Annotated in this window: 21 protein-coding genes; 7 read left to right on the top strand and 14 right to left on the bottom strand. The window is 55.8% G+C overall.

Going from position 1 to position 24,854, the window contains the following annotated elements; all coding sequences use genetic code 11:
* Window positions 1–81: 81 nt before the first annotated feature.
* From ACFFLD_RS01345 to ACFFLD_RS01360, 4 genes are read right to left on the bottom strand one after another with little or no spacing between them, the layout of a single operon-like run.
* On the bottom strand, window positions 82–1,467 hold the full coding sequence (locus ACFFLD_RS01345) for a hypothetical protein (protein ID WP_386040760.1): 1,386 nt from the start codon (window positions 1,465–1,467) through the stop codon (window positions 82–84).
* On the bottom strand, window positions 1,464–1,934 hold the full coding sequence (locus tag ACFFLD_RS01350) for a PaaI family thioesterase (protein ID WP_386040762.1): 471 nt from the start codon (window positions 1,932–1,934) through the stop codon (window positions 1,464–1,466). The genes ACFFLD_RS01345 and ACFFLD_RS01350 overlap by 4 nt, the downstream gene beginning before the upstream one ends.
* Complete coding sequence (locus ACFFLD_RS01355) at window positions 1,931–3,532, bottom strand: class I adenylate-forming enzyme family protein (RefSeq protein WP_386040764.1); 1,602 nt, start codon at window positions 3,530–3,532, stop codon at window positions 1,931–1,933. The genes ACFFLD_RS01350 and ACFFLD_RS01355 overlap by 4 nt, the downstream gene beginning before the upstream one ends.
* Window positions 3,532–4,683, bottom strand: coding sequence for an acyl-CoA dehydrogenase family protein (locus ACFFLD_RS01360; RefSeq protein ID WP_386040766.1), 1,152 nt, complete (start codon window positions 4,681–4,683; stop codon window positions 3,532–3,534). Before ACFFLD_RS01360 ends, ACFFLD_RS01355 begins: the two co-directional genes overlap by 1 nt.
* A 191-nt stretch (window positions 4,684–4,874) precedes the next feature.
* On the opposite strand from ACFFLD_RS01360, the gene ACFFLD_RS01365 reads away from it, so the two are divergent.
* From ACFFLD_RS01365 to ACFFLD_RS01395, 7 genes are all read left to right on the top strand, one after another.
* Window positions 4,875–6,440, top strand: a complete 1,566-nt coding sequence (locus ACFFLD_RS01365; protein ID WP_386040768.1) for a 3-hydroxyacyl-CoA dehydrogenase — start codon at window positions 4,875–4,877, stop codon at window positions 6,438–6,440.
* A 2-nt stretch (window positions 6,441–6,442) separates the two neighbouring features.
* A complete protein-coding gene (locus ACFFLD_RS01370) occupies window positions 6,443–7,651 on the top strand; it encodes a 3-oxoadipyl-CoA thiolase (RefSeq protein WP_386040770.1) in 1,209 nt (402 codons plus the stop codon).
* Between the two features lie 134 nt (window positions 7,652–7,785).
* Window positions 7,786–8,607: an IclR family transcriptional regulator gene (locus ACFFLD_RS01375; protein WP_386040772.1), complete on the top strand. Its 822-nt coding sequence runs from the start codon at window positions 7,786–7,788 to the stop codon at window positions 8,605–8,607.
* 86 nt (window positions 8,608–8,693) lie between these two features.
* A complete protein-coding gene (locus ACFFLD_RS01380; RefSeq protein ID WP_386040774.1) occupies window positions 8,694–9,806 on the top strand; it encodes an MlaE family ABC transporter permease in 1,113 nt (370 codons plus the stop codon).
* Entirely contained in the window at window positions 9,803–10,627 is an 825-nt protein-coding gene (locus ACFFLD_RS01385) for an ABC transporter ATP-binding protein (RefSeq protein WP_386040776.1), read from the top strand. The genes ACFFLD_RS01380 and ACFFLD_RS01385 overlap by 4 nt, the downstream gene beginning before the upstream one ends.
* Before the next feature lie 5 nt (window positions 10,628–10,632).
* Window positions 10,633–11,574 carry an MlaD family protein gene (locus ACFFLD_RS01390; RefSeq protein ID WP_386040778.1) on the top strand — a complete coding sequence of 314 codons (942 nt, stop codon included), beginning with the start codon at window positions 10,633–10,635 and terminating at the stop codon, window positions 11,572–11,574.
* Window positions 11,571–12,176, top strand: coding sequence for an ABC-type transport auxiliary lipoprotein family protein (locus ACFFLD_RS01395; RefSeq protein WP_386040780.1), 606 nt, complete (start codon window positions 11,571–11,573; stop codon window positions 12,174–12,176). The genes ACFFLD_RS01390 and ACFFLD_RS01395 overlap by 4 nt, the downstream gene beginning before the upstream one ends.
* A gap of 8 nt (window positions 12,177–12,184) precedes the next feature.
* On the opposite strand, the gene ACFFLD_RS01400 is transcribed toward ACFFLD_RS01395, so the two are convergent.
* The 10 genes from ACFFLD_RS01400 to ACFFLD_RS01445 all read right to left on the bottom strand — a co-directional run bounded on the left by ACFFLD_RS01400 (window position 12,185) and on the right by ACFFLD_RS01445 (window position 24,853).
* Window positions 12,185–14,044, bottom strand: coding sequence for a protein kinase domain-containing protein (locus tag ACFFLD_RS01400; RefSeq protein WP_386040782.1), 1,860 nt, complete (start codon window positions 14,042–14,044; stop codon window positions 12,185–12,187).
* Window positions 14,045–14,049: 5 nt separating this feature from the next.
* Window positions 14,050–15,354 (bottom strand): 2-oxo acid dehydrogenase subunit E2, encoded by a 1,305-nt coding sequence (locus tag ACFFLD_RS01405; protein ID WP_386040784.1) that lies wholly within the window; start codon window positions 15,352–15,354, stop codon window positions 14,050–14,052.
* Window positions 15,355–15,392: 38 nt separating this feature from the next.
* Window positions 15,393–16,370, bottom strand: coding sequence for an alpha-ketoacid dehydrogenase subunit beta (locus tag ACFFLD_RS01410; protein ID WP_386040786.1), 978 nt, complete (start codon window positions 16,368–16,370; stop codon window positions 15,393–15,395).
* Between the two features lies 1 nt (window position 16,371).
* Complete coding sequence (locus ACFFLD_RS01415; RefSeq protein ID WP_386040788.1) at window positions 16,372–17,574, bottom strand: thiamine pyrophosphate-dependent dehydrogenase E1 component subunit alpha; 1,203 nt, start codon at window positions 17,572–17,574, stop codon at window positions 16,372–16,374.
* A 134-nt stretch (window positions 17,575–17,708) separates the two neighbouring features.
* Window positions 17,709–18,482: an ABC transporter permease gene (locus ACFFLD_RS01420; protein ID WP_386040791.1), complete on the bottom strand. Its 774-nt coding sequence runs from the start codon at window positions 18,480–18,482 to the stop codon at window positions 17,709–17,711.
* Window positions 18,475–19,437, bottom strand: coding sequence for an ABC transporter ATP-binding protein (locus tag ACFFLD_RS01425; protein ID WP_386040793.1), 963 nt, complete (start codon window positions 19,435–19,437; stop codon window positions 18,475–18,477). The genes ACFFLD_RS01420 and ACFFLD_RS01425 overlap by 8 nt, the downstream gene beginning before the upstream one ends.
* Window positions 19,434–20,633, bottom strand: a complete 1,200-nt coding sequence (locus ACFFLD_RS01430) for an ABC transporter permease (protein WP_386040795.1) — start codon at window positions 20,631–20,633, stop codon at window positions 19,434–19,436. The genes ACFFLD_RS01425 and ACFFLD_RS01430 overlap by 4 nt, the downstream gene beginning before the upstream one ends.
* Before the next feature lie 26 nt (window positions 20,634–20,659).
* A complete protein-coding gene (gene osmF, locus ACFFLD_RS01435; RefSeq protein WP_386040797.1) occupies window positions 20,660–21,571 on the bottom strand; it encodes a glycine betaine ABC transporter substrate-binding protein OsmF in 912 nt (303 codons plus the stop codon).
* Window positions 21,572–21,756: 185 nt separating this feature from the next.
* Window positions 21,757–23,154 (bottom strand): cysteine--tRNA ligase, encoded by a 1,398-nt coding sequence (gene cysS / locus ACFFLD_RS01440; protein ID WP_386040799.1) that lies wholly within the window; start codon window positions 23,152–23,154, stop codon window positions 21,757–21,759.
* Between the two features lie 19 nt (window positions 23,155–23,173).
* The gene (locus ACFFLD_RS01445) at window positions 23,174–24,853 is read right to left on the bottom strand and encodes a glutamine--tRNA ligase/YqeY domain fusion protein (protein ID WP_386040801.1); all 1,680 of its coding nucleotides are present in this window, start codon (window positions 24,851–24,853) and stop codon (window positions 23,174–23,176) included.
* Window position 24,854 lies beyond the last annotated feature (1 nt).

The raw sequence follows: 24,854 nt of genomic DNA on the forward strand, positions 1-24,854 counted from the left end.
AGCGCTTATTCAAGTCCCGGAGGTGCAGATGTCTGGAATGGATACAGGCACCCGCTAATCAGCGAGCCAGGCCACCGCGAGTCAGAACGGCGACTTGCCAAACCATAATGCGAGCAGCGGTATCGCCGCGATCAGAAACCGGCCATTCCAGCGGTAGCCAATCCTGGTGGCGGGTAGGCCCGTAAAGCGCGAGAGAATCAGCATCGAAGCGGTCATTGGCGAGGACATCAACGCCAGCGCCCACCCCACCATTAACGATGCCCCGATCAGCTCGGGCGTAAGCCCTTCAATTGCCAGCGTCGGTAACAGACCCACCAACAGCGTCACTGTCACAATGGGGTTAATCCCGACTTGCGCCAGCCCTACCACCATCAACATGGCGAAAACGGCATTCAAGGTGCCCAGCGGGTCCAGTACTGACAATAGCGGTGCGAGCTGCTGGGTATCCACCAAGCCAACGCACACATGCCCTAGATACCCCGCCGCACCCAACACCACTATCTCATTGGCACTGGGAGTAAGCAGCCAGGGCAGTTGGCGATGTAGGGTCATTAAAGCGGCAGGCAAGCCACCATAGCCAAGCCTGCGGCGCTGCCAGGCAAGCCAAATCAGCGCCGCACTGGGCGCGCCTAACAGCGCGGCAATGGGCAGGCGTAGGTCAAGCAGCCAGGCAATGGTGAACACCAGTGCCACAATACTTATCAGCAACACGCTAAACTGCGCCAACGGGCGTAACGAAGGCGGCACCTTTGCCTTATTGGCGGGCGGATGCGGGCCGGTCAGGTAATCTATCCCCCACCCCACCAAAAAAAGCAGCCCTGCGGCCCCCAGAATATAGGGCGCAAGCCCAAGCCAGGTCACCTGTGGAAGGCTTGATAGCACCACCGCCACCCCGATCCCCATGGGGGAAATCAACGGCGCCAACGAGAATCCACGCAGCAGTGCCAGCATCATTCGCCGTTGACGTGCCTCTTGTACCCAGGCCCGCCCCTGGGCCGCGCTCAAAGTGTTGCTCTTCTCGATCATGGCGGCAAACAGATTGAGCACGCCGATATTCAAAATGATGCCAAATAGCGCAGAGCCAAGCGATAAAATGGGATAGCGACGGCTGGGTGGTTGAAGCAGCATGCTTTGCCCACACCGGCGCACTAAGCGTGAACGATAAGCGGGTAAACGCAACATGCTTAACGCCACCACAAAGGTCGCAAAAAAGGCGAAACGTCCGCTCGCCTCAAACAGTAGCTGGCCAGGAGTGGGTGAGCGCCACAATGCCAGCACCGTCAGTACAAAAGCGGCGAACAGCAGACCCTTGGCCATCCGCGTAAGCTGCCCTGCCAGGGTAGTTAAATAGAGCAGCAGCGCTGCAATGCCAGCGGTTTGCCACGCCACGCTGCCACCCACTAAATGAATCAGTGTCGCCAGCGTGACCAGCAGCAAACAGGAGACCCGCAGGCGGGCTTGGCTCACTCCTCAGGCTCCCCCAGCAGTGGGTCGGGAATACCTTGCGAGGTTTCGCTGCCGCTGCGACGACGAAACGAGCCTTCGCCCATGGCAACAAGATTGCCCTGTTCGTCGACGATGTCACCGCTGCCCATGTAGGTTTTTTGGCCGCCCCCGCGCAGAGTGCCCGTGGCGCGCAGCACGCCCTGCTTGGCTGGCCCGACAAACGTGGTGGTGAGGGATAGCGTCATACCACGACGAATATTGCCCGGCACATCACAGTGAAGTCCCGACAGGCTTAATGCACTATCGAGCATCGACGTCAGCACGCCGCCATGCACATTGCCACTGCGGTTAAGGTGCTTGGGCTCAATGGTCAGCTCAACCACGGTGCGCCCTGCCTGCCACTCCACTACGTGCAGGCCCAAAAGCTCGTGATAGCCCATCAGCGCCTGTGGCGTGGTCGATGAAGGAGTGCTCTCAGACTCGGTCATGAAGCGCTCTCCTGCTGAGCCAAGTCTCTTAACCGGCCTTTTAATATCTTGCCAGTGGCGGTTGAGGGCAGCGCATCCATCAAGATAATTTGTGTAGGCCGCTTGTAGGGCGCTAACCGTTCGGCAATAAAGCCTTTGAGTTCCGCCATATCCACCTCTACACCCGGCTCACACTGCACAAAGGCCACCACTTCCTCATTGCCCGCCACCTGTCGTCCCACCACCGCCGTCAAGGTCACCGCCGGGTGTTCGTTGATGACCGCCTCCACATCCGGGGGGTAGATATTGAAGCCCGAGCGAATGATCAGCTCTTTACTACGCCCGACAATATAGAGCTGGTCGTCGTGGTCCAGCTTGGCGATATCACCGGTGTTGAGCCAGCCATCGTCAGTCAGGGTGGCACGGGTAGCTTCCGGCTGACGGAAATAGCCTTTCATGATATTGGGGCCACGCACCCATAGCTCACCAATTTCCTCGCCCGCCTTTTCGCTGGTGCCGCTACTGCCCAATGGCTCCAAGCGATACTCCAGCAGCGGCAGCACGCGACCAACGGTACTACTGGTATGGCGATCTTCGATACGCGTCTGGCTAATCGTCGGGCTCGCTTCGGTGAGACCGTAGCCGTTATGTAGCGTTAAGCCAAAGGCGGCTTCCACACGGGTTTTGGTATCGCTATCCAGAGGCGAACCGCCCGCTGAAATATAGATAAGCTCGGGCGCTTCTAAAGCACGCTGTTCGCGTTTCAGGTACTCCAACGCGCGAGCGTACATGGCAGGCACGCCCTGCAATACGGTGATGCGTTCCTCTTTAAGCGTTGCCAGTAGTTGCCTCGCGTCGAAACGCGGCACGGTATAAAGGCAAGCGCCATTATAAAGCGACCCCATGCAGACCGAGGAAAGCCCAAATACATGCGACATCGGCAGCACGCCATACACCCGCTGCCCTTCGCTTAAGTGGCGCATACCACCGGAAATCGACGCGATATAGAGAATGCCTCGATGAGTGAGCATCACCCCTTTTGGAGTGCCGGTAGTGCCGGAGGTGTAGATCATCGCCGCTACCTGCTCAGCGCCACTGGCATGAACGGGTTCGGGGTCGCTAGCAAACAACGGTGAAATCGCCAGGCCGCCTAGCTGCGGGTGCTGGTAGTGGTCAGCCACGTTTCGCTCGGCGTGCTGGCTCGCTTCGGGGGAGGCTTCGCAGGTATAAAAGACACGGCGCGGCAGGCAATTGCCCTGGATCAAATCCACTTCCTGAGCCGAGAGGCGCGAATTGACGATCGCCACCCATACGTCCATTTCACTGGCGGCCAATAGCAGAACCACCAGCGCACGACAGTTCTCGCCGACCGTCATGATGCGATCACCAGGGCGCACGTCCAGCGTGCTTAACCAGTGACAGGCTGCCTGTATCTCCTGACCCAGCTCGGCGTAGCTCCAACGAACAGCGTCATCCACGATGGCGGGCTGGTCACCCAGCCGACGAGCGTTTTCCAGCACGCGAGTACTCAGACGCTCAGGCAGCTCAGCCATCAGTTCACTAGCCAGGCGGCCGAAGATATCTTCGTCGGGGGCTTGGTAAGGGAACGAAAGAGCCATCAGGACGCCTCCCGCACCATGTTCCGGGCGATCACCAGTTGCTGAATCTGGGTCGTTCCTTCGTAAATACGGAACAGGCGAACATCACGATAGAAGCGTTCAACGGCATATTCAGACATATAGCCTGCCCCCCCATGTACCTGCACCGCACGATCAGCCACCCGGCCCACCATTTCGGCACAGAACAGCTTGCAGCAGGAAGCGAGCGTGGAGACGTTTTCCCCCTCATCCTTGCGTCGTGCGGCGTCCATTACCATGGTCTTGCCTGCGTACGCCTCGGTCTTGCTGTCGGCCAGCATCGCCTGCACCAACTGATGCTCGGCAAGGGCGGCACCAAACTGCTTACGCTCCATGGTGTAGCGCAGCGACTCTTCTACCAGGCGCTCGGCAACGCCCACGCAGACGGCTGATATATGCAGCCGACCGCGGTCTAGCACTTTCATGGCGGTTTTGAATCCCTGCCCCTCTTTACCACCGATAATGTTTTCGGCGGGGACTCGGCAGTTATCAAAAATGATATCGCAGGTATGTGCGCCCTTTTGGCCCATTTTATTATCCGCCGGCCCGCGCACCAGGCCGGGGGTATCACCTTGAACGATAAACGCAGAAATACCGCCAGCACCCTTGTTATCAGGGTCGGTACGCGCCATCACGGTAAACAGGTCCGCTTCCGGGCCGTTAGTGATATAGCGCTTGGTGCCGTTCAAGATATAGTGATCACCGTCACGCACAGCCGTGGTGCGCAGGCTAGCCGCATCGGAGCCTGAGTCGGGCTCGGTCAGACAGAACGAGCTCAGTATCTCGCCGGTGGCTAAACGCGGCACATATTTGGCTTTCTGCTCTTCAGTGCCATCGATCAAAATACCCTGGGCGCCAATGCCATTATTGGTGCCAAACACCGAGCGAAATGCCGGTGAGGTCTTGCCGATTTCCATCGCCACCAGGGCTTCTTCTTCCATGGTGAGACCCAAACCGCCGTACTCTTCAGGAATCGACAGCCCAAACAGGCCCATCTCCTTCATTTCTGACAGAATCTCAGGAGGCACTGCATCTTCTTCAGCCAGACGGGCCTCATTGGGGATCAAACGCTCCCGGACAAAACGGGCAATGGTATCAACCAACTGGTTCAGCAGTTCGGGATCACGGATCATAACGGCTCCTGGCGGCAACGGTTTTTTATGATTGGCGTTCGCACGGGCAGTTAGGGCTGCCAGTATTTTGCATAGCGAAACTACCGTTCACTCTCTTGTCAGGCACTTTTGCATAGCCTAGGATGGCAGTCAATAAACGAAATGCTATTTTGCAATGCAGAACAAAACACTTTTGCAGCGAGGATTTGACCATGTCCAACGACGCAGCCGCTCATGCGTTTAGCACCCTGGGTATTGTTGGCACCGGGGCCATGGGCCGAGGTATCGCTCAGCTAGCCGCTCAGGCCGGGCTTAATGTCATCCTGTTTGATGCCAAGGAGGGGGCGGTAAAAGAAGCCACCACCTTTATCAATGGCCTATGGCAGCGCAGCGCCGATAAACAGCGCATCACCCAAAACCAGGTGCAGCAGTACAGCGAGCGGCTGATCGAAGCCAGTGAACTATCCGCCCTTGCTCCCTGCGATATCGTGGTCGAAGCCATTATTGAAAAGCTTGAGGCAAAACAAGGGCTGTTCAGCGACCTGGAAGATATCCTCAGCCAGGAGGCCGTATTAGCCACCAATACCTCCTCACTTTCGGTAACCGGCATTGCGGCAGCCTGCCAGCACCCTGAGCGCGTGATTGGCTTTCACTTCTTCAACCCCGTTCCACTAATGAAGATTGTTGAAGTGATTCCAGGGCTACGTACCGCTGACGAGGTGACCCAACGAGTCAACGCACTGGGCACTGCCATGGGTCACTTTACCGCCCAGGCCACCGATACGCCGGGCTTTCTCGTGAATCACGCCGGACGCGCCTTCGGCACTGAAGCGCTACGGATCCTCAGCGAGAGCGTAGCCGACCCCGCCACCATCGACCGCATCATGGTCGACCAGGGCGGCTTTCGGATGGGGCCTTTCACCCTGCTGGATCTAACCGGTCTGGATGTGTCCCATGCGGTAATGGAGTCGGTATATCACCAATATTATGAAGAGCCCCGCTTTCGACCTTCCCCATTAACTCGGCAGCGTCTCACGGCAGGCTTGCTGGGACGTAAAACCGGTGAGGGGTTTTATCGCTACGTGGATGGTCAGCAACAAATGCCGGATGAGCCCGCTATTTCGCCGGCCTCCCCCTGCCCGGTATGGATCAGCCAAGACGACCCTGAAAGCGCCAGCCAACTGGCCGAACTGGTAACGGCCGCGGGCTGGTCTCTGGAAACGGCTGAAAACCCCTCTGCACAAGCGCTCTGCCTGCTGACACCGCTTGGTGAAGACACCACCCAATGCGCCCTGCGTCAGGGCTTGAAGGCGCAACAGTGTGTCGCGGTGGATATGTTGGCGGGGCTGGAAAAACGCCGCAGTCTGATGGCCTCACCGATGACCCGGCCAGAGGTGATTAACGCTGCTGCCAACCTGATGCAGGCTGACGGCACACCAGTCAGTACGCTTGATGACAGCAACGGTTTTGTACTGCAACGCGTGGTTGCCTGCATCGTCAATGTGGGGGCCGATATTGCTCAGCAGGGGGTGGCAGCCCCCACCACCATCGACCGAGCGGTGGAACTTGGCCTGGGCTACCCGTTTGGCCCACTGCGTATGGGCGATCATTACGGTGCTTCGCGCATCCTGACCATCTTGAACAACCTGCTGGCGGCTACCGGCGACCCCCGCTACCGCCCTAGCCCGTGGCTACGTCGCCGCGCCGCGCTCGCTATGCCCCTCACTGACGGGCCAACAGCCATGACACAACTAGGCTTGACAAAACCAGGAGAATAACGATGCAAGACGCCTATATTTACGATGGATTACGTACCCCTTTTGGTCGTCATGGTGGCAGCTTGGCGGCTATTCGCCCTGACGAGTTGCTGGGTCTTACATTAAAAGCGCTGGTGGCACGCAACCCCTTCGCCCCAGAAAGCTATGAAGAAGTGCTGGCAGGCTGTACCAACCAGGCGGGTGAAGACTCGCGTAACGTCGCCCGTCACGGCGCTCTGTTGGCGGGGCTGCCTATCGAGGTAGCTGGGCAAACCGTCAACCGCCTGTGCGGTAGCGGATTAGCCGCCATCATGGATGCTGCCAGAGCCAGCAGGCTGGGCGAAGGCGAGCTATTCTTGGCAGGCGGCGTCGAATCCATGTCGCGTGCGCCTTACGTGCTGGGCAAAGCAGAGTCGCCTTACGCTCGCAATCAGCCCATGTTTGATACGGTGATTGGCTCTCGTTTCCCCAACCCATGGATTGCCAAAGAGTACGGCAGTCATAGCATGCCCGAAACGGCCGATAACATCGCACATGATCTCAACATAGGTCGCGATGCCAGCGACGCCTTTGCTGCCCGCTCTCAGGCACGCTATGCAAACGCGCTAGCCAACGGTTTTTACGACGGCGAACTGCTAGGCGTCGAAGTGCCCCAGGGGCGTAAACAGCCCCCGCTATTGGTGGATAAGGATGAGCACCCTCGCCCCGAAAGTAGCGAAGAGAAGCTGGCCAAACTGGGAGCACTCTTTGAAGACGGTGTTGTCACGGCGGGTAACGCTTCTGGCTTGAACGACGGGGCCGCGGCAATGATCGTGGGTACCCGCGCGGCTGGCGAACAGGCTGGGATTGCCCCCCGTGCCCGTATTGTGGCGAGTGCTGTAGCAGGCGTTGCCCCGCGTGTGATGGGGCTGGGTCCAGTGCCCGCCTCACAAAAAGCGCTGGCCCGGGCTGGCCTTTCGCTTGAGCAGATGGATGTCATTGAAATTAACGAAGCTTTCGCGGTTCAGGTACTTGGCTGCGTTCAGCAGTTGGGACTTTCCGTTGACGACCCTCGCCTGAATGCCAACGGCGGAGCCATCGCCATTGGCCACCCGCTCGGTGCCTCCGGGGCACGCTTGGCGCTCACCGCGTTGCGTCAGCTAGAAGCCGTTGGCGGCCGCTACGCGCTGGTTACCATGTGCATTGGCGTAGGCCAGGGTATTGCCACCATCATCGAGCGTCTGGACAGTTAGCCACTCTCCACTGGCGGCGCTGCCTCGCAGCGCCGCCAGTCAAGCGTTGACTAAATTCTGCAATAGCGCTTTGCAATGCCCTGGCGCAGGTATGAGATACTTGCCCTTCAATGATTGATTAGCCGAGACGCTTGATGGAACCGACCGATGCTGCCGCTGAAGAGCCACAGTCACCTGAAAAAGATCGCAATTTTGTCACCGCCCTAGCGCGTGGCTTAGAGCTATTGAGAGCCTTTGGCACAGGCGAGGAGTACTTGGGGAATGCGGAGCTTTCTAACCGCACCCATATTCCACGCCCAACGGTGTCGCGGTTAACCTACACGCTGACCCAGCTAGGTTACCTGCAGCACAATCGTCATCTTGAAAAGTACCGTTTAGGGCCCGGCGTGTTGGCCTTGGGCTATCGGTTTCTCGCCAATATGGGTATTCGTGAGATTGCCCGTCCGCACCTGCAGCACTTTGCCGACGCTACCGACTGCAACGTCAGCCTGGGAAGCGCTGACCGCAGCGATATGGTGTATCTGGAAACCTGCCATGGGCATGGGCCGCTGATCATTCGCCTGGATGCTGGCTCGCGGCTACCTATTGCTACGTCCGCCATTGGCCGTGCTTGGCTATGTGGGTTAACCAGCGAGCGTCGCCAACAGGTAATGCGTGAACTGGCTGAGTTCCACGCTAACGACTGGCCGCAGCTTGAGGCGGGAATTGAGCAGAGCTTGCGCGACTACGCCGAGTACGGCTTTTGTTTTTCAGAACAGGATTGGCAACGCGATATCAGCGCGGTGGCCATGCCGTTGATTCTGGAAGATGGCGCCGAAGTCATGGCGATTAACTGTGGCGGCTCCAGCCTGCGTCTGGATCATGATCGTCTCGTCAATAATCTTGGGCCACGATTAAAAGAAGTCGCTGCCAAGATCAAGCAGGAACTGTCTCCAAGATATCGTGTACCACGTTAAGGAACCACGACTTATCTTTCACTAACGCTCGTTTGAATGCATCATAGACCTCCGCTGTCATGTAAAGGCAATGATGAGGAGCACGGATGCCAAACGAGTGGATCACTCAAGAGAGTGGGAATGTCTCGCTGCATGGCGAATGGACCCTGCGCCACTACGCTGAACTAAAGCGCACCCTACAGCAACACGACAAGCTAAATCCCGAGACAGTGACGCTACCAGGGTTTGAGGGGTTGGACACCGCTGGTGCCGCGCTGATCGTCGAGCTGATGGGTGTTGAGAAGACCAAGCAGATTGACGAATGGGCTAGCGACTTGCCTAGTGCCCAACAGGCACTGCTGGTGCGCATCGCTGAGGCGATGGACGCACCGCTTGAGAGTAATCAACAGCGCCCTAATCGAATAACGGAAGCGCTCGCTACGGTGGGGCAACAAATGCTGGCACTGTGGTCTCAACAGCGCCAATTATTAGCGTTTATTGGCCTTGTACTGGCGACGTTTGCCTCCCTTGTTTTCCGCCCTCGCCGCTGGCGCATAACCGCGACGGTTGCCCATATACAACAAAGCGGCTTGAATGCGGTGCCTATCGTTGCGCTGTTAACCTTCATGGTCGGCGCTGTGGTGGCGTTTCTTGGCGCCACCGTGTTGCAGGACTTCGGCGCAACGGTTTACACCATTGATCTGGTTGCGTTTTCGTTTCTGCGCGAATTCGGGGTATTGCTTGCCGCGATCTTATTGGCAGGCCGCACCGCCAGTGCCTTTACCGCCCAGCTCGGTGCGATGAAATCCAACGAAGAGGTCGATGCGCTAAAAACACTGGGGCTAGACCCTATCGAGCTGCTGGTGCTTCCTCGCGTCATGGCAATGCTGATCAGCCTTCCCCTACTGGCCTTTGTAGGCATGCTGAGCGGCCTGGTAGGCGGAGCGGTAGTCGCCACCCTCTCGCTGGATATATCTGTCAGTCAGTTCATGACCACTCTGCAAAAAGACGTGTCGGTCACTCACTTTCTGGTTGGCTTGAGCAAGGCGCCGGTGTTTGCCTTCGTGATTGCGGTCATCGGCTGTCTGGAAGGGTTCAAAGTCAGCGGTAGCGCCCAGTCGGTGGGTGCCCACACCACCTCAAGCGTCGTGCAGTCCATCTTCATGGTGATTTTGATAGATGCCTTGGCAGCACTATTTTTTATGGAGATGGGCGCATGACGGAATCAAGAGAAAGCACTTCACGCGACCATCACGACGACGAAGCGGTCATTCGTGTGCAAGGACTGGTTAATCGCTTTGGCTCCACTACCGTTCATGAAGGCCTGGACTTGACCCTCTACCGAGGTGAAATTCTCGGCGTGGTGGGTGGTTCTGGTACCGGCAAATCAGTGTTACTTCGCAGTATCGTGGGCTTAAAGCGACCTGACGAGGGCACTGTGGAGGTGCTCGGCAAGCGGTTGAATGAGCTAAGTGATTCACAGCGCAGCCAGGTAGAACGACGTTTTGGGGTGCTGTTTCAGCAAGGCGCGCTGTTCAGCTCGCTTAGTTTGCAGGAAAACGTGGCGCTGCCCTTGATTGAGCACGCTAACCTCTCCCGAGAAGAGGCCGAATACCTGGCGCGCATCAAGCTGTCGCTGGTGGGCCTTCCCCCTGACACCGCAAGGCAGTTTCCCGAGTCGCTCTCTGGCGGGATGATCAAGCGCGCAGCACTTGCCAGGGCGTTAGCGCTTGATCCGGATATCTTGTTTCTCGATGAGCCTACCGCAGGACTAGACCCTATTGGCGCCGCCGCGTTCGACCAATTGCTGGTCACGCTACGCGATGCGCTGGGCTTCAGCGTGTTTTTGGTCACTCACGACCTCGATACCCTTTACGCTGCCTGTGACCGAGTCGCCGTGCTGTCGCAAAAGCACGTACTCGTTGTCGATACCATTGAAAACGTCGCCAAAACCGACGATGAGTGGGTTCAAGATTACTTTAACGGCCCGCGTGGACGCGCTGCACAGCGCTCTGCAGGCTCAACACCATCACAGGAGTGACGCCCATGGAAACCCGCGCGCACCACATTTTAATCGGCCTGTTTACAGTGTTAACAGCCGCCGCCGCCCTGCTGTTTGCCTTATGGATGAGCTATGCCGCAGGCGAACGCGACTATCAGCCTTACCGCATTCTGTTTGAGCGCAGTGTTAGCGGTCTGTCGGTAGGCAGTACCGTGCAATACAACGGCATTGAAGTGGGCGATGTCACCGAGCTTACGCTTAATCCCGATGATCCAAGGCAGGTAGTTGCCCGCATTCGCGTCTATGAGGATGCCCCCATCAAAGTCGACACGCGCGCGAAACTGGCCTTTGCCAGCATTACCGGGAGCATGTCCGTGCAGTTGCATGGCGGCACCCCCGAGAGCCCTCGCCTGCGCGAGCAAAGCGATGATGATGCTCCGTTCATTGATGCCGATCCTTCGCCTATTGCCACGCTTTTTGATGAAGGCGAAGAAATGATTGAGAACGTCAATTCGATCTTGAAAAACGTCAACGAACTATTTGACGATAACAACCGCGAACAGGCTGGCAACATCCTGACCAATATCGCTCAGATTACCGATATGATTGCCTTGCAGCAGGCAGCATTAGACGAGAACATGGCACTGTTTGGCGATGTATCACGCCAGGCAACGACCACCCTTGAAAGTATCGAATCGCTTAGCCAGGAGGCGAATCAACTGCTGGGCCAAGAGGGTCAGCAGGTAATGCGCAGCGCTGAAAATGCCAGCCGCGATGTAGCAAGAGCTGCCCAGCGCATAGAACAGTTGGTGAACGACAACGCGGCGGCAGTGGAAAGCACGTTGCAGACCACCAACGACATTGCCCCCGCGCTTGCTGCATTGCGCTCAACGTTTGCGACACTTGATCGCATTACCCGCCAGCTGCAAGAGAGCCCCATGGACTTTTTCCTGGGCCGCGATCAGGTAGAGGAGTTTAGTCCATGATGATTAAATCGTTACGCATTAGCCTTGGTCTAGGCGCTTTTTTAACAATATCGGGCTGCTCAATTCTGCCTGAGAGCGACCCAGCCACCCTGTATCGTTTACCAGATGCATCAGCAGGCAGTGACCCAATCGCCGACACCCTCCCGTTCCGGCTTGGCATCGCCACTCCTGAAGCGGGCTACCTGCTAAGCAGCAATCGCATCGTGGTGTTTCCCGAAGGCAATGTGGTGAATGTGTATGAAGGCGTACGCTGGCATGAAGATGCCCCGGACATGCTTCAGGCCCAGTTGATCACTGGCCTGCAGCAACGCGACCTGTTCGCCAATGTAGGCAGTGACCGCCTGCCTCACGATCTTCAGCTGTTGAGTGAGCTGCGTCACTTTCAAAGTGAATACGATGACACACCACCCAGCGTCAACCTTCAGCTAGACGCTCAATTGCTAGGAACTGATCAAACGCCTTTGGCGTCTACCAGCTTCGCCATTAGGGAGCGCGCCAGTAGTGCGGATATACCCGATGTGGTCAACGCGTTTGGCCAGGCAACCGACCGCTTGACCGAGCAGTTGGCTAGCTGGTTAGCCACGAACGCCCCTGATTCATAGACCTCGTATTACCCGTGCGTTGAAGGCAGCGAGCATTTTCTTAAATACTCCCGAGGATCCTTGGGATAGAAGTGCTCCGGCTGCCGCTCAAGGTGAGTGAAAAAACGCGTATCTTTATAAGGCATCTTCATGAAGCCAGACACCCCCAGCCCCTCGATCTGGCTGACAGAGGCCAGTATTCGGCTTAACAGACGTTGAAACTCCTGCTCACGGCGAGGGTCCAGCAGCCGATAATAGCTATGGATCTTCAAATGCCTGGGCAGCGCTTCAAAGATAATCATACCGGTATGGTGGATGTCGTTAAGCTGCTGAAGCACCTGCATGATCGCCTCTGGCAGCATTAACAGCTCTTCCGGGTCGGGGCCATCTTCAAAATAACTGTGCTGACGGCTGCGATCCTCCAGTTCGGGGACAGCACTCAGCTCATAGCCAATCGCCATGTCCGGTTCACTGACGAATGCTTCTTCGGCAAAATCGCGCTCCAGATGAAGGGTTTGCCTGGCATTGAACAGGCAGCTTTTAAACACACCCTGGCGATGAATGGCCCGCGCCAGGTGGACCATGTTATTGACCGCTTCAATAAAGGCAGGCTTCAGCGCGGGGTCGTGAAGATTCAGCGATGAATCGATATACACCCCTTCCCGCTCCCAGCGCACTGCCAGCCCGCCCACGACAGGATACTTCCCTAGCCGACTTACCGAGGCCAAAAAGGCCTTTTCGGTTTCCCCCATGCCCTGCATGAACTGCTTGTAGTAACGGTCAAGCTGCACATCGTTGACATCATTAAGCGTCTCTTGCGCATTGGCTTCACGTAGAAAGGCTTTGCGTGAGCTATACACGACGGTATCAATTTCCTGATGAGCGGGACGCACCCATACCGGCACCAACGGCACCTGCACTGGAGCAGGTAAATCGATCATCACCACCCTGGCCATTTGTGCCATATGGTTCAAAAAGTAGTTGCCCGCCTTGCGCCGAACCAAGGGATCGGGGTCCAACATACCATCCAACGTACGCGCAAAGGCCATGGGCAGTCCTAGCGAACTTGCCGGAATGGCCCGGTGACCAAAGCGGCAGGATTGCGCCGACGCCAAGGCATACAGCGTGCCCGCCATTCCCTGCTCATCGAACCGCGGCGAAGAGAGCGCACCGTTCAACTGCTCCTCCCCAATAAAATACACATCGCCCAGACGCGCATTGGTTTGCTGCAAATTACCCGACATCAACTCCATGACATTGGCGCCGACAAACTGCAGTTGTGCATCAAGCTGAGCAAACACCGACGAGCCCCAGTCAATCAACGCGATGGTTTCATTAGTGGCGTCGAATACCAAATTGGAGGGCTTGATATCACCATGCACGACAGGTCGCGCGTTAGGTCCTGCTTCACGCCGCAGCGCCAGCAGAATATCCGCCAACTGCGCCGCTATACGTACGATCAAGCGTGGTGAGAGGCGCCCCTGCTTAAGCGACACTTGTTCTAGATTCCAGCCCGGAGCCCGCTCCATGACGAGAATGGATTGTCCACGGGAGCGTTGGTAGCCGATCAAGCCAGGAATAAGCGGGTGCGATACCTGCTCGAGCATGAACGCCTCTTCCTCAAGGCGCTCCTGCAGGTGGGTCGGTAGGGTAATACGTGAAAACTTGAAAACGTAATGAGCAGTTTTGCCCTTTTCCAGGGCACTACCGGCAAACACAAAGCCGTAGGCCCCTTTGCCAATTAGCTCAATGCCTTGATACCCCAACTGGGTAAGCTGTGCCTGGCACAGCGCCACCCAGTCCTTGAGTTTACGGGCATCGTGATGGTTCAGCAGATAGACCGATTGCTCTTCGGGGATATAAAACTGCTGAAGCGGGGCCTGGGACATAATGGCTAGGCCAAGTGAAGCAGCATGGCGTCCGGCTCCTCCAGAAAGGCTTTCCAGCGATTGCAGAACCGCGCGATCGTGCCGCCGTCGATAAAGCGATGATCGCCTGCCCAGGTAACGGTCATGATCGCACGGCGCTGAACGGCCCCCTGTTCGTCAAACCGCGGCAGCCACTGGGATCTGCCAATCGCCACGATGGCAGCCTCAGGGGCGTTAATGATGGGGGCGGCGTAAGTGCCGCCCAGCGCACCGATATTGGAGATACTGATGGTGCCGCCCTTCAGATCCGCCTGATCTACGCGCCCTTCTCGCGCTGCATTCGTGAGCCTCCCCACCTCCCTGGCGATCTCCAGCAGGGTCAAGCGCTCAACGCCTTTGACGTTAGGTACCATCAGCCCTGCCTTGCTATCAACCGCCATGCCAATATTGCACTGGGAGTAATAGTGCAGCTCATCCCCAGCGGTATTTAATTGCGCATTGAGAATGGGCGTTTCGGCAACGGCCAGGGCCATCGCTTTCATGAAGAATGGCATCAGCGTCAGGCGTTCGCCCTGCGCCTCGGCGATTAGTTTTAAACGCTCCCGTAGCGCCAGCAACTCAGTGACGTCGATCTCTTCGCCATAGTGGAAATGGGGGATTGAACTGGCGGATTCGACCATCCGCTTCGCCATCACCGCCCGCACGCCGCGCAGCGGCTCTACCTTGTCAGGCTGTAAGCCTGAGGCCGATGAAGACGTTGAAACTGCAGACGTTGAAACAGAGCTTTGCTGAGCTGACCCCGTAGAGGCAGCGTCCAGATGCGCCAGCACATCTTCCTTGAGCACGCGTCCCTCTTTTCCGCTACCGGCAATGTCATTTAGCGCAAGTGAATGTTCGCGGACCAGCCGTCTGACGGCCGGGCTGGCGGGTACTTTTCCGACCGCTCCTTGCTGACCATCGCGGGCTGAACTCGTCACTGCCTGAGGCGCTACTGCCTGGCCGTCAGGCTTACCTTGAGCACTCTGTTGACTGGCGTTTGATGAAGCATTTGAGGCGTTTTCTTCCTTGCCTTGAGGGCTTGGCTCTTCTGCCTGCTCATCCGACTGGTAGGCGTAAAGGGGTGCATGCACTTTAGCCACCTGCCCCTGGGCCACATACAGCTTGGTGACCACTCCTGCTTCGTGGGCGGTAATTTCCACGAGGGCCTTATCGGTCATGACCTCAACGATCGGCTGGTCTTCGGCAATCGTGTCGCCCTCGGCCACCCGCCACTCAACCACTTCACATTCGACAATGCCTTCGCCAATATCAGGCAGTAAAAAATCGCTCATTGTTATTCTCTCCATGCGTTCTTGGGCACGTAAAGCGGTTAGAAATTAACGCTTTCGCGAATCGCTTCAAAGATTTTCAGGTGATCAGGCAGATACTCTTTTTCCAACACCAGCGGGAAAGGCGTATCAAGCCCTGTCACCCGGGCAATGGGCGATTCCAGGTAGAGAAAACAACGCTCTTGAATAGTCGCGGCAATTTCGCCTGCAAAGCCACCGGTTAACGGGGCTTCGTGACTCACCACCAGACGGCCCGTTTTCAGCACCGACTCAACCACGGTGTCCGCATCCCAGGGCAGCAGTGAGCGCAGGTCGATCACTTCACAAGCGATGCCCTGCTCTTCGGCCAATTCAACCGCCTTGCCGATCACCTCCATCTGCGCGCCCCAGCCCACCACGGTGATATCGGATCCTTCCTTGATGACCTCGGCCTCACCAATGGGCAGTTGGTAGTCTTCTTCAGGCACCTCGCCCACGGCGGCGCGATAGAGCCGTTTAGGCTCTAGAAACAACACCGGATCGGGATCGCGGATAGCCGCCAGGAGTAGCCCTTTGGCTTGATAGGGATTGCGTGGCACAACCACTTTCAAGCCAGGCGTATGGGTGAAATAAGCCTCGGGTGATTGGGAGTGATAAAGGCCGCCTGCGATTCCGCCGCCGTAAGGTGTTCGAATGGTCAGTCCGCCGACATTGAAGAGATCTCCAGAGCGATAGCGAAACTTGGCGGTTTCATTGACGATTTGATCAAACGCGGGAAAGATGTAATCCGCAAACTGAATCTCCGCGACCGGAACAGACCCTTGAGCCGCCAAGCCATTGGCAAAGCCGATAATGCCCTGCTCTACCAGCGGCGTATTGAAACAACGCGCCTTGCCGTACTTCTCCTGCAAGTGGCTGGTGGCACGAAACACGCCGCCGAAAATACCCACGTCTTCACCAAAGCAGATCACCTTTTCGTCCTCTGCCATGGCGATATCCAGCGCATTGTTAATCGCCTGGAGCATATTCATGGTAGCCATGTTACGCCTCTCCCTGAGAATCAGTCTCTGTACCCACGTCCAGATCCAATGACCGTGCACCACGGGGGTACGCCTCTGGATAGCGACGAATATGGCGTTTCAAGTGATCGAACTGGCGCTGTAGTGCCGGGGTGATATCGGCGTAGACATCGCTTACCAGGCTATCCAGTGTCGGCGAGGGGCGCTTTTCAGCCCGTTTCAAGGTTTCCAGCACCTCACGACGCAGCGATTCCTGCTGAGAGGTTTCTTCCTCTTCACTCCACCACTGCTTTTTCAGTAGCCATTTTTGCATTCGCAGCACGGGATCTTTCAGCCGCCAGACCTCCTCTTCATCTTTCGAGCGGTAGCCCGAAGGATCGTCGGACGACGAGTGGGCGGCAAGGCGATAACTCATGGCTTCAATCAGGACAGGCTGATTGCGTTCAACCGCGATCTTGCGAGCCTGGCGGGTCGCCTCAAAGACCGCCAGGATATCGTTGCCATCCACCCTGATCACATGCATGCGATAACCAAACGCACGCGGTGCGATACCGTCTGCCGCGAACTGCTCGACAGCAGGCGTTGAAATGGCGTAACCATTATTACGGCAGAAGAAAATGACCGGCACTTTATGCACCGACGCCATGTTAAGCGCAGCGTGAAAGTCGCCCTCGGAGGCAGCGCCTTCACCAAAGAAGGTCAACGTACAGTGGCCGTTACCTGCCAGTTTTTGGCCGTAAGCGTAGCCCGTTGCTTGAGGTATCTGAGTTGCCAGGGGAGAAGAGATGGTCATGTAATGCAGCTTACGCGACCCATAATGAACCGGCATTTGGCGACCCTTGCCATAATCCAGGTCGTTGCCAAACAGCTGATTCATGAACTCATCAATCGAGAAACCGCGATACAGCAACGCCCCCTGCTCTCTATACTGCGCCATGATCATATCGGCATCATCAAGAGCAGCGGTAGCCCCGACCACAGCGGCTTCTTCGCCAGTGCACTGCATATAAAAGCTAAGCCTACCCTGGCGCTGGGCAGCCATCATGCGTTCATCTAACAGCCGGGTAGCCAGCATCGCCTGATACATACGCCGCGCGTGGTCTCGCTCAAGCGCCGGTTCAGTAGCACCATCATAGAGCTCGCCTTCCGGTGTCAGCAGGCTAAAGGTGGGAATAGAGAATTCATCACCGGTCATGAAATCCGGCTGGTACACATATTGAGTCATCATTATTGTCCTTGTTTTACCCCTTGTGAGGGCATTGTTGTTGGTATTAGCCGATTATGCCAGTGGGTTTAACTGGCATGGACCAACACAACACCTGCGACAATAACGCAGAGCAAGGACTTTAGGGATACAACTTAAGATGCAGAAAGGCGGGAACGCAGCTGACGTTGAAGTACTTCAAACAGGCTATCGATGAACAGGGCCAACAATGCAATCAGCAGTGCCCCCTGAATGACGTAGGCCATATTACTGTTGACGATACCGGAAATGATCGGATCACCCAGATTGCTGGCCCCGACCGTCGCGCCTAGCGCAGCGGTCGCAATATTGATCGTCACTGACGTGCGGATACCGGCGAGGATGATCGGCGCCGCGAGCGGCAGTTCAACGTGATAAAGCGTTTGTATCGGCGTCATGCCCATGGCGTGCGATGCGGTTTTAATATCTTCATCCACTCCCTGCAGGCCGGTTATGGTATTGCGAACAATCGGCAACAGGCCGTAAAGCATCAACGCAACGATAATGGGTAAGGTGCCAAAGCCCAGCACGGGGACCGCCAGAGCAAGCACGGCGACGGGCGGAAAGGTCTGCCCAAGTGACGCCAACTGACTTACCAGGGGTAAAAAATCTTTGCCCCACGCTCGAGTAACAGCAATACCCGCCAGTACCCCCACCACGATCGTTGCCAGTGCTGCCACCCCCACTACCAGGAGGTGACGGCCAAGCAACACATAAAAATCGGCACGGTCGTAAATCACTTGGCGAGCATCAGTCTCTATCCATCTGAATACGGGCTCAGCCGACGACATAGCCACGAGGCTAACGACTAACAACGCGCCCCAAATCGCAGGCCATCGCCATCCTGACCCGCGCTTAAGTGGTAGTGAAATACTGAGCGAATTAGTCACGCGCGCTTCCTTTCTCGACCTGAGCTTCTTTGATAATCCGGCGTAACGACAGCTCTCCGATAGGCATATCATGCTGGTCAACTACTGCCAATCTATCGCTATGATCGCGCAACATCATAGAAAGCGCCTGACGTAGAGAGTAATGGGCGGGTATACGTGACTGTGCGGGCAACATAGGGCCCATGGGGGTCATATGATCTTTAACCCGCGTCAAGGCAGCTTGTTTCAGACCTCGTTCAAGCCCGCCCAGCATTGATTCAACAAAGGTATCGGCTGGATGCTGAAGTAACGCCAGAGGTGACCCCTGCTGCACGATTTTACCGTCACGCATCACCACGAGATGATCCGCCAGTTTCAATGCTTCATCCATATCGTGCGTCACGAACACGACGGTTTTATGCAGCTTTGCCTGCAGCCTGGCAAGCTCCTCCTGCAGTTTCTCTCGGGTGATAGGATCAAGCGCTCCAAAGGGCTCATCCATGAGTAGAATATCTGGGTCTGCTGCCAAAGCCCTAGCCACCCCCACTCGCTGGGCTTGACCTCCGGAAAGCTGATGCGGGTACTTATGGGCAAATTCACCGACCGGCAGTCCCAGCACGTGCATCAACTCTTCCACGCGCGCCTGCACATCGGAGGTGGCCCACTTCAATAAACGCGGTACCAGCCCAATGTTCCTCGCGACACTCCAGTGGGGAAATAGCCCCGTATGCTGGATCACATAACCAATCCGACGACGCAATTTAACCGGGTCATACTCTTCTATCGGCTGACCATCAAGGGTAATGGTGCCCTCACTGTGGTCAATCAAGCGATTGATCATGCGCAATGTGGTCGACTTACCGCACCCAGAGGTGCCGACCAAGGCGCAGAATTTACCTTTGGGAATTTGTAGCGAAATATCATCGACAGCGTTTGCCTCGCCAAAGCGCTTGGATACGTGGGAAAGCTCAATCATTTCATTCCTCCGGGGCGCAGCGTTTCGGCAAGAGCGCCTAAACCTGCATCCACCATCAGCGCCAGCATTAAAATAGGCAGTGCGCCGAGTAGCACCATATCCATGGCCGCCTGGCCTAAGCCTTGAAAGATAAACGTACCAAGCCCCCCTGCGCCGATCAGGGCAGCAACGGCGGTAAGACCAATGGCCTGAACGGTGGTGATCCGCACCCCTTCCAACAGCACCGGTAATGCCAGCGGTAGCCGCACCTGCCAAAAGCGCTGGGCGCCTCGCATCCCCATCCCCTTGGCGGCGTCCAGCGTTGCCGGGCTAACTTCTTCAAGGGCAATGTACGTGTTACGCACCATGGGCAGCAGGCTGTAGGCAATGAGCGCTATCAAGGCAGGTGTCGTGCCAATGCCGCTAACCCCTAATTGATCAAGCAATGGAAAGGTAGCTGACAACCAGGCAAGCGGTGCCAGCAGCAAACCAAAGAGGGCAATACTGGGAATGGTTTGTAGAAAATTAAGCACAGCGAACATCCCTTTCTGCAACCGTTCATAGCGGCGCATCAGCATGGCCAGCACCATGCCTGCTACCACACTGATGCTGACCGCAATTCCGACCAGCGTCAGGTGCTGGCCGATGGCGCGAAAAAATTGCTGTTCACGTGCGTTGAACTCCTGCACCAGGGCAAGGCTGTCAAGCCAAAACGCACCACATAGCCACCACACCATGGCGATACCTACCAACAGCAGTGTGGGCCATAGTCGCGTCAGATTTAAGCGTAAGCGTAGCTCCACCAGGCATAACAGCAGGATAAACAGGACAACCCAATAGGCAGCCCCCAAGCCCAAACGCGCTTGGGGTAGCTCAGGATCAATCAACAGGTAACTGCTAGCGATCAAGCCAACTGGCATCAGCGCCATCGCCAACACGACCGCTGCCACCAGGGCGCGATAGTGCTGGTGGCTGGGTTGCCAGGCGAGTATTGCTATGCTGGCAAAAAGTAGCGTGGCTAATAGCGCACCGGGCCAGCCAAACGCCTCCAAAACACCATGACCCGTTCCCAATACGATTCGATTGGGGGCCATGCTGACCACATCGAGTACCCACAGCGCCGCCAGCATGACAAGACTAAGGCTTACCAGCACAACATTGGGGTGCTGCCCTTCCCGCTGAAGCCGCGGAGTAGGCAGCGCGTCCAGTAACGACATTAATTAGTTATCCCGAATGGCGAGCATTATTGATCCAGTGTATCAAGATAGTCGCTGGCCACTTGGGAAGGAGACAGTCCGCTAACGGCTACATCGGCATTTAGCGTTTGCAGGGTAACCAAATCCAGCGAGCTAAATACCTCATTGAGCAGCGGCTCAATTTCAGGATAGGCCTCAAGCACTTCTTCACGTACCACCGGCGCAGGCTGGTATACCGGCTGAACGCCCTTTGAATCTTCCAAAACCACTAGACCCAGTGCAGTTAAACCGCCATCAGTGCCATACGTCATGGCAGCGTTAACACCGCTGGTTTGCTGAGCGGCTGCACGCATCGTAGCGGCCGTATTGCCCCCGGAAAGCACTAACAGTTGATCGTCACTTAAATCAAAGCCGTAGGCTTGTTGAAACGCTGGCAAGGCCTGTGCAGACTCCACAAATTCAGCACTTGCTGCAAACTTGAACTCACCGCCTTCATCCAGATAGTCAGCCAGATCTTCCAGGCTTACCAGATCATGCTCTTTGGCAACATCTTCGCGGATACTCATGGCCCACGTATTGTTAGCGCTAGCAGGTTCCAGCCATATCAACCCTTGTTCCGCATCGAGCTCTTTTACGGTTTCATGGGCCTTGTCAGCATCATTCCAAACTGGGCTGTCGGTCATATCATAAAAAAAGGCGCCATTACCGGTGTATTCTGGATACAGGTCAATTTCGCCAGCGAGTAACGCAGAGCGAACAATACTAGTGGCGCCCAGCTGTAAACGGTTTTCGGTAGGAATGCCGTTTCGTTCCAGTGTTTGAATAACCAGTTCGCCCAATACCGAACCTTCCGTGTCGATTTTGGAGGCCACTACCACTGGCTCATTAGCATTGGCTTGAGAAAAAGTGATAGCGGATACTGCACAGGCCATCATTAAAGGCTTCATGGAAAAGCGCATCTTAATATTCCTTTTGAGTGGGCTTTTGTCAGTTGAGGCTCTTATCCAGTATAAGAGCCATTAGCGTTTAAGTCAGAGCCATCAGCGTTTAAGTCAGAGCCATCAGCGTTTAAGAGAGAGCCATCAGCGTTAAAGTGAGAATCCCTGTTAAAGCGTAACTCCTCACCTGGTCGTTATCTTAACGGCTAAGAGGTCTTCTCGATTACCCAGGTCGTCCCTTCCCGAGAATCTTTTAGAATAATGCCCAGTGCTGCCAGTTCATCGCGTATGGCATCCGCTTGAGCAAATTCTTTATTTACTTTAGCTTCCTGTCGCTGAGCGATTTTAGTATTAATCTCGCTCTCGGTAAGCGGCATGCTCTGTTGTTGGGTGCCCTGCAGAAATGCCTGAGGAGATTGCTGAAGAAGCCCCAAAATAGACCCTAACTGCTTTAGCTCTCCTGCCAGCAAAGCGGCGTCAGGACGCTGCTCTTGTTTGGCACGATTAACCTCGCGGGCCAGCTCGAACATTACCGCCAACGCTTCAGGGGTATTAAAGTCATCATCCATTACCTGCATGAAGCGATGACGATAAGCTGACGCCTCACTAGTGGTTGAACTAGCAAGCTCACTTCCTTCCAGCGCGGTGTATAGCCGTGTCAGCGATTTACGCGCCTCGGTCAGCGAATCGACCGAATAGTTAATCGGACTCCGATAGTGGCTGGCTACCAATAGAAAGCGGACCACCTCTGGGTCATGTTCGGCCAGTACGTCACGAATGGTGAAGAAGTTGCCCAACGATTTGGACATCTTTTCCTGGTCCACGCGTACCGCCCCTGCGTGCATCCACGTATTGACGTAAGTTTGGCCGGTGGCCGCTTCACTTTGTGCAATCTCGTTCTCGTGATGCGGAAAGGTTAAATCAGGCCCACCACCGTGAATGTCGAAGGTATTACCCAGGCAGCAGGTCGACATCGCCGAGCACTCGATATGCCAGCCCGGCCGACCGTTGCCCCACGGCGAGGCCCAATGAGCCTCGCCTGGTTTAGCGGCTTTCCAGAGCACAAAATCCAACGGGTCTTCTTTATGAATATCAACATCCACTCGGGCGCCCGAGCGCATATCATCGAGTTGACGATTATTGAGCTTCCCGTATTCAGCAAATTTGCGCACTCGGTAATAGACATCACCATTATCGGCTGCGTAGGCAAAACCTTTATCTATCAGCGTTTCAATCATATTCACGATATCGTCAATATGACCAGTGGCGCGAGGCTCATGACTAGGCGGTAAGACATTCAGACGTGCTTCATCTTCATGCATCGCCTCAATCATACGCTCAGTCAGTGCAGTGATGCTTTCGCCATTTTCATCGGCGCGCTTGAGAATCTTGTCGTCAATATCGGTAATGTTACGCACGTAGTTAACGTCGTAACCGCGCTCACGTAGATAACGAGTAATAACGTCAAAGGCGACCATCACCCGGGCATGCCCCAGGTGGCAGTAGTCATACACCGTCATGCCACAGACATACATGCTGACCTTGCCCGCGTTGATCGGGGTAAAAGGTTCTTTGCGACGCGTCAGTGTATTGTAAATATGCATATGGCTATCCATGTTTGTCTTAGCCCTTCTGCTTGATTTTAGCCCAGCTATCTTTCAATCCCACGGTGCGGTTGAACACCAGGTGCTCAGGCGTTGAGTCATGGCGATCCGCACAGAAGTAGCCGACGCGCTCGAACTGGAAGCGAGACTCAGGCGTTGCAAAGGCAAGGCTTGGCTCACCAATCGCCTGGCAAACGACCAGCGATTCGGGATTTAGATGCTCCAGGAAATCAACATCCTTGTCGCGATCGGGCTGCTCGACGGTGAACAGGTTGTCGTATAACCGCACTTCCATGGGGATCCCGTGGTCAGCGCTGACCCAGTGAATGACGCCTTTCACCTTGCGCCCTTCGGGGTTCTTGCCCAACGTATCAAAATCCACCGAGCAGTGTAGCTCGCTGATCTCACCCGCAGCGTCCTTGATGACGTCATCACAGCGAATCACGTAGCTATTGCGCAGGCGTACTTCCTTGCCCGGTGCCAAGCGGAAGAACTTTTTAGGCGCATCTTCCATAAAGTCGTCTTGATCGATATACAGCTCGCGGCTGAACGGCACCTTGCGCATGGTCATGTCTTCACGCGCCGGATGGCCAGGCACGTCATACTCTTCTTGATAATCTTCCGGCACGTTGGTAAGCACGACTTTCAGCGGCTTTAACACGCACATTGCTCGAGGTGCATTGTCTTCAAGGTCCGAGCGAATCGCGTGGGTGAGCATGGCGATATCCACCAGGCCGCCATCGGCACGGGTAACACCAATCATTTCGCAAAATTTACGAATAGAGGCAGGCGTGTAGCCCCGGCGACGCATACCAGAAATAGTAGGCATACGTGGATCGTCCCAACCATCAACAATCTGTTCATCCACCAACAGTTTCAGCTTACGCTTGGAAGTCAGCGTATAGTCGAGGTTGAGGCGCGCAAACTCGATTTGCCGCGGCTTGGCGGGTACCGGCAAATTATTTAAAAACCATTCGTAGAGCGGCCGGTGATCCTCAAACTCCAACGTACAAATCGAGTGAGTGACGCCTTCAATGGCATCCGATTGCCCATGGGTAAAATCATAAGAGGGATAAATTTTCCATTTATCGCCGGTTTGGTGGTGGCTGGCGTGACGAATACGGTAAAGAATAGGGTCACGCAGATTGATATTGGGCGAGGCCATATCAATTTTAGCGCGCACCACTTTTTCACTCTCGCCGAACTCGCCCTCACGCATGCGCGCTAGCAGATCCAGGTTCTCGTCGACGCTACGCTCCCGATAAGGGCTAGGGGTACCTGGTGCGGTCAGCGTGCCGCGGTACTCACGAATTTCATCCGGCGAAAGGTCGTCAACATACGCCTTGCCTTCACGCATTAAATGCTGCGCCCAGGCATAAAGCTGGTCGAAATAATCAGAGGCGAAACGAACCGGCCCCGCCCATTCAAAGCCTAGCCAACTGACATCTTCCTTGATCGCATCAATATACGCCTGCTCTTCTTTAGCGGGATTGGTGTCATCAAAACGTAGATGACACTCGCCACCCATCTGCTCAGCCAGCCCGAAATTTAAACAGATCGACTTCGCATGCCCGATATGCAAAAAGCCATTAGGCTCGGGAGGAAAACGCGTCACGATTTTAGTGACCTGGCCGCCCTCGATTTCGTCGCGTACTTGGTTGCGAATGAAGTTCGGCGCTGGGGTGGTCTCGTTGGTCATG

This window comes from Vreelandella sulfidaeris, assembly GCF_042429665.1.
Lineage (GTDB): Bacteria > Pseudomonadota > Gammaproteobacteria > Pseudomonadales > Halomonadaceae > Vreelandella.

What these genes read in the sequence shown, in the direction of transcription:
- ACFFLD_RS01395 (WP_386040780.1), top strand. Translation starts at nt 11,571, where the DNA reads ATGATGATTAAATCGTTACGCATTAGCCTTGGTCTAGGCGCTTTTTTA.
- ACFFLD_RS01375 (WP_386040772.1), top strand. Translation starts at nt 7,786, where the DNA reads ATGGAACCGACCGATGCTGCCGCTGAAGAGCCACAGTCACCTGAAAAA.
- ACFFLD_RS01445 (WP_386040801.1), bottom strand. Translation starts at nt 24,853, where the DNA reads ATGACCAACGAGACCACCCCAGCGCCGAACTTCATTCGCAACCAAGTA.
- ACFFLD_RS01415 (WP_386040788.1), bottom strand. Translation starts at nt 17,574, where the DNA reads ATGACTCAATATGTGTACCAGCCGGATTTCATGACCGGTGATGAATTC.
- ACFFLD_RS01430 (WP_386040795.1), bottom strand. Translation starts at nt 20,633, where the DNA reads ATGTCGTTACTGGACGCGCTGCCTACTCCGCGGCTTCAGCGGGAAGGG.
- cysS (WP_386040799.1), bottom strand. Translation starts at nt 23,154, where the DNA reads ATGCATATTTACAATACACTGACGCGTCGCAAAGAACCTTTTACCCCG.
- ACFFLD_RS01365 (WP_386040768.1), top strand. Translation starts at nt 4,875, where the DNA reads ATGTCCAACGACGCAGCCGCTCATGCGTTTAGCACCCTGGGTATTGTT.
- osmF (WP_386040797.1), bottom strand. Translation starts at nt 21,571, where the DNA reads ATGCGCTTTTCCATGAAGCCTTTAATGATGGCCTGTGCAGTATCCGCT.
- ACFFLD_RS01360 (WP_386040766.1), bottom strand. Translation starts at nt 4,683, where the DNA reads ATGATCCGTGATCCCGAACTGCTGAACCAGTTGGTTGATACCATTGCC.
- ACFFLD_RS01390 (WP_386040778.1), top strand. Translation starts at nt 10,633, where the DNA reads ATGGAAACCCGCGCGCACCACATTTTAATCGGCCTGTTTACAGTGTTA.
- ACFFLD_RS01380 (WP_386040774.1), top strand. Translation starts at nt 8,694, where the DNA reads ATGCCAAACGAGTGGATCACTCAAGAGAGTGGGAATGTCTCGCTGCAT.
- ACFFLD_RS01425 (WP_386040793.1), bottom strand. Translation starts at nt 19,437, where the DNA reads ATGATTGAGCTTTCCCACGTATCCAAGCGCTTTGGCGAGGCAAACGCT.
- ACFFLD_RS01405 (WP_386040784.1), bottom strand. Translation starts at nt 15,354, where the DNA reads ATGAGCGATTTTTTACTGCCTGATATTGGCGAAGGCATTGTCGAATGT.
- ACFFLD_RS01350 (WP_386040762.1), bottom strand. Translation starts at nt 1,934, where the DNA reads ATGACCGAGTCTGAGAGCACTCCTTCATCGACCACGCCACAGGCGCTG.
- ACFFLD_RS01400 (WP_386040782.1), bottom strand. Translation starts at nt 14,044, where the DNA reads ATGTCCCAGGCCCCGCTTCAGCAGTTTTATATCCCCGAAGAGCAATCG.
- ACFFLD_RS01370 (WP_386040770.1), top strand. Translation starts at nt 6,443, where the DNA reads ATGCAAGACGCCTATATTTACGATGGATTACGTACCCCTTTTGGTCGT.
- ACFFLD_RS01410 (WP_386040786.1), bottom strand. Translation starts at nt 16,370, where the DNA reads ATGGCTACCATGAATATGCTCCAGGCGATTAACAATGCGCTGGATATC.
- ACFFLD_RS01355 (WP_386040764.1), bottom strand. Translation starts at nt 3,532, where the DNA reads ATGGCTCTTTCGTTCCCTTACCAAGCCCCCGACGAAGATATCTTCGGC.
- ACFFLD_RS01385 (WP_386040776.1), top strand. Translation starts at nt 9,803, where the DNA reads ATGACGGAATCAAGAGAAAGCACTTCACGCGACCATCACGACGACGAA.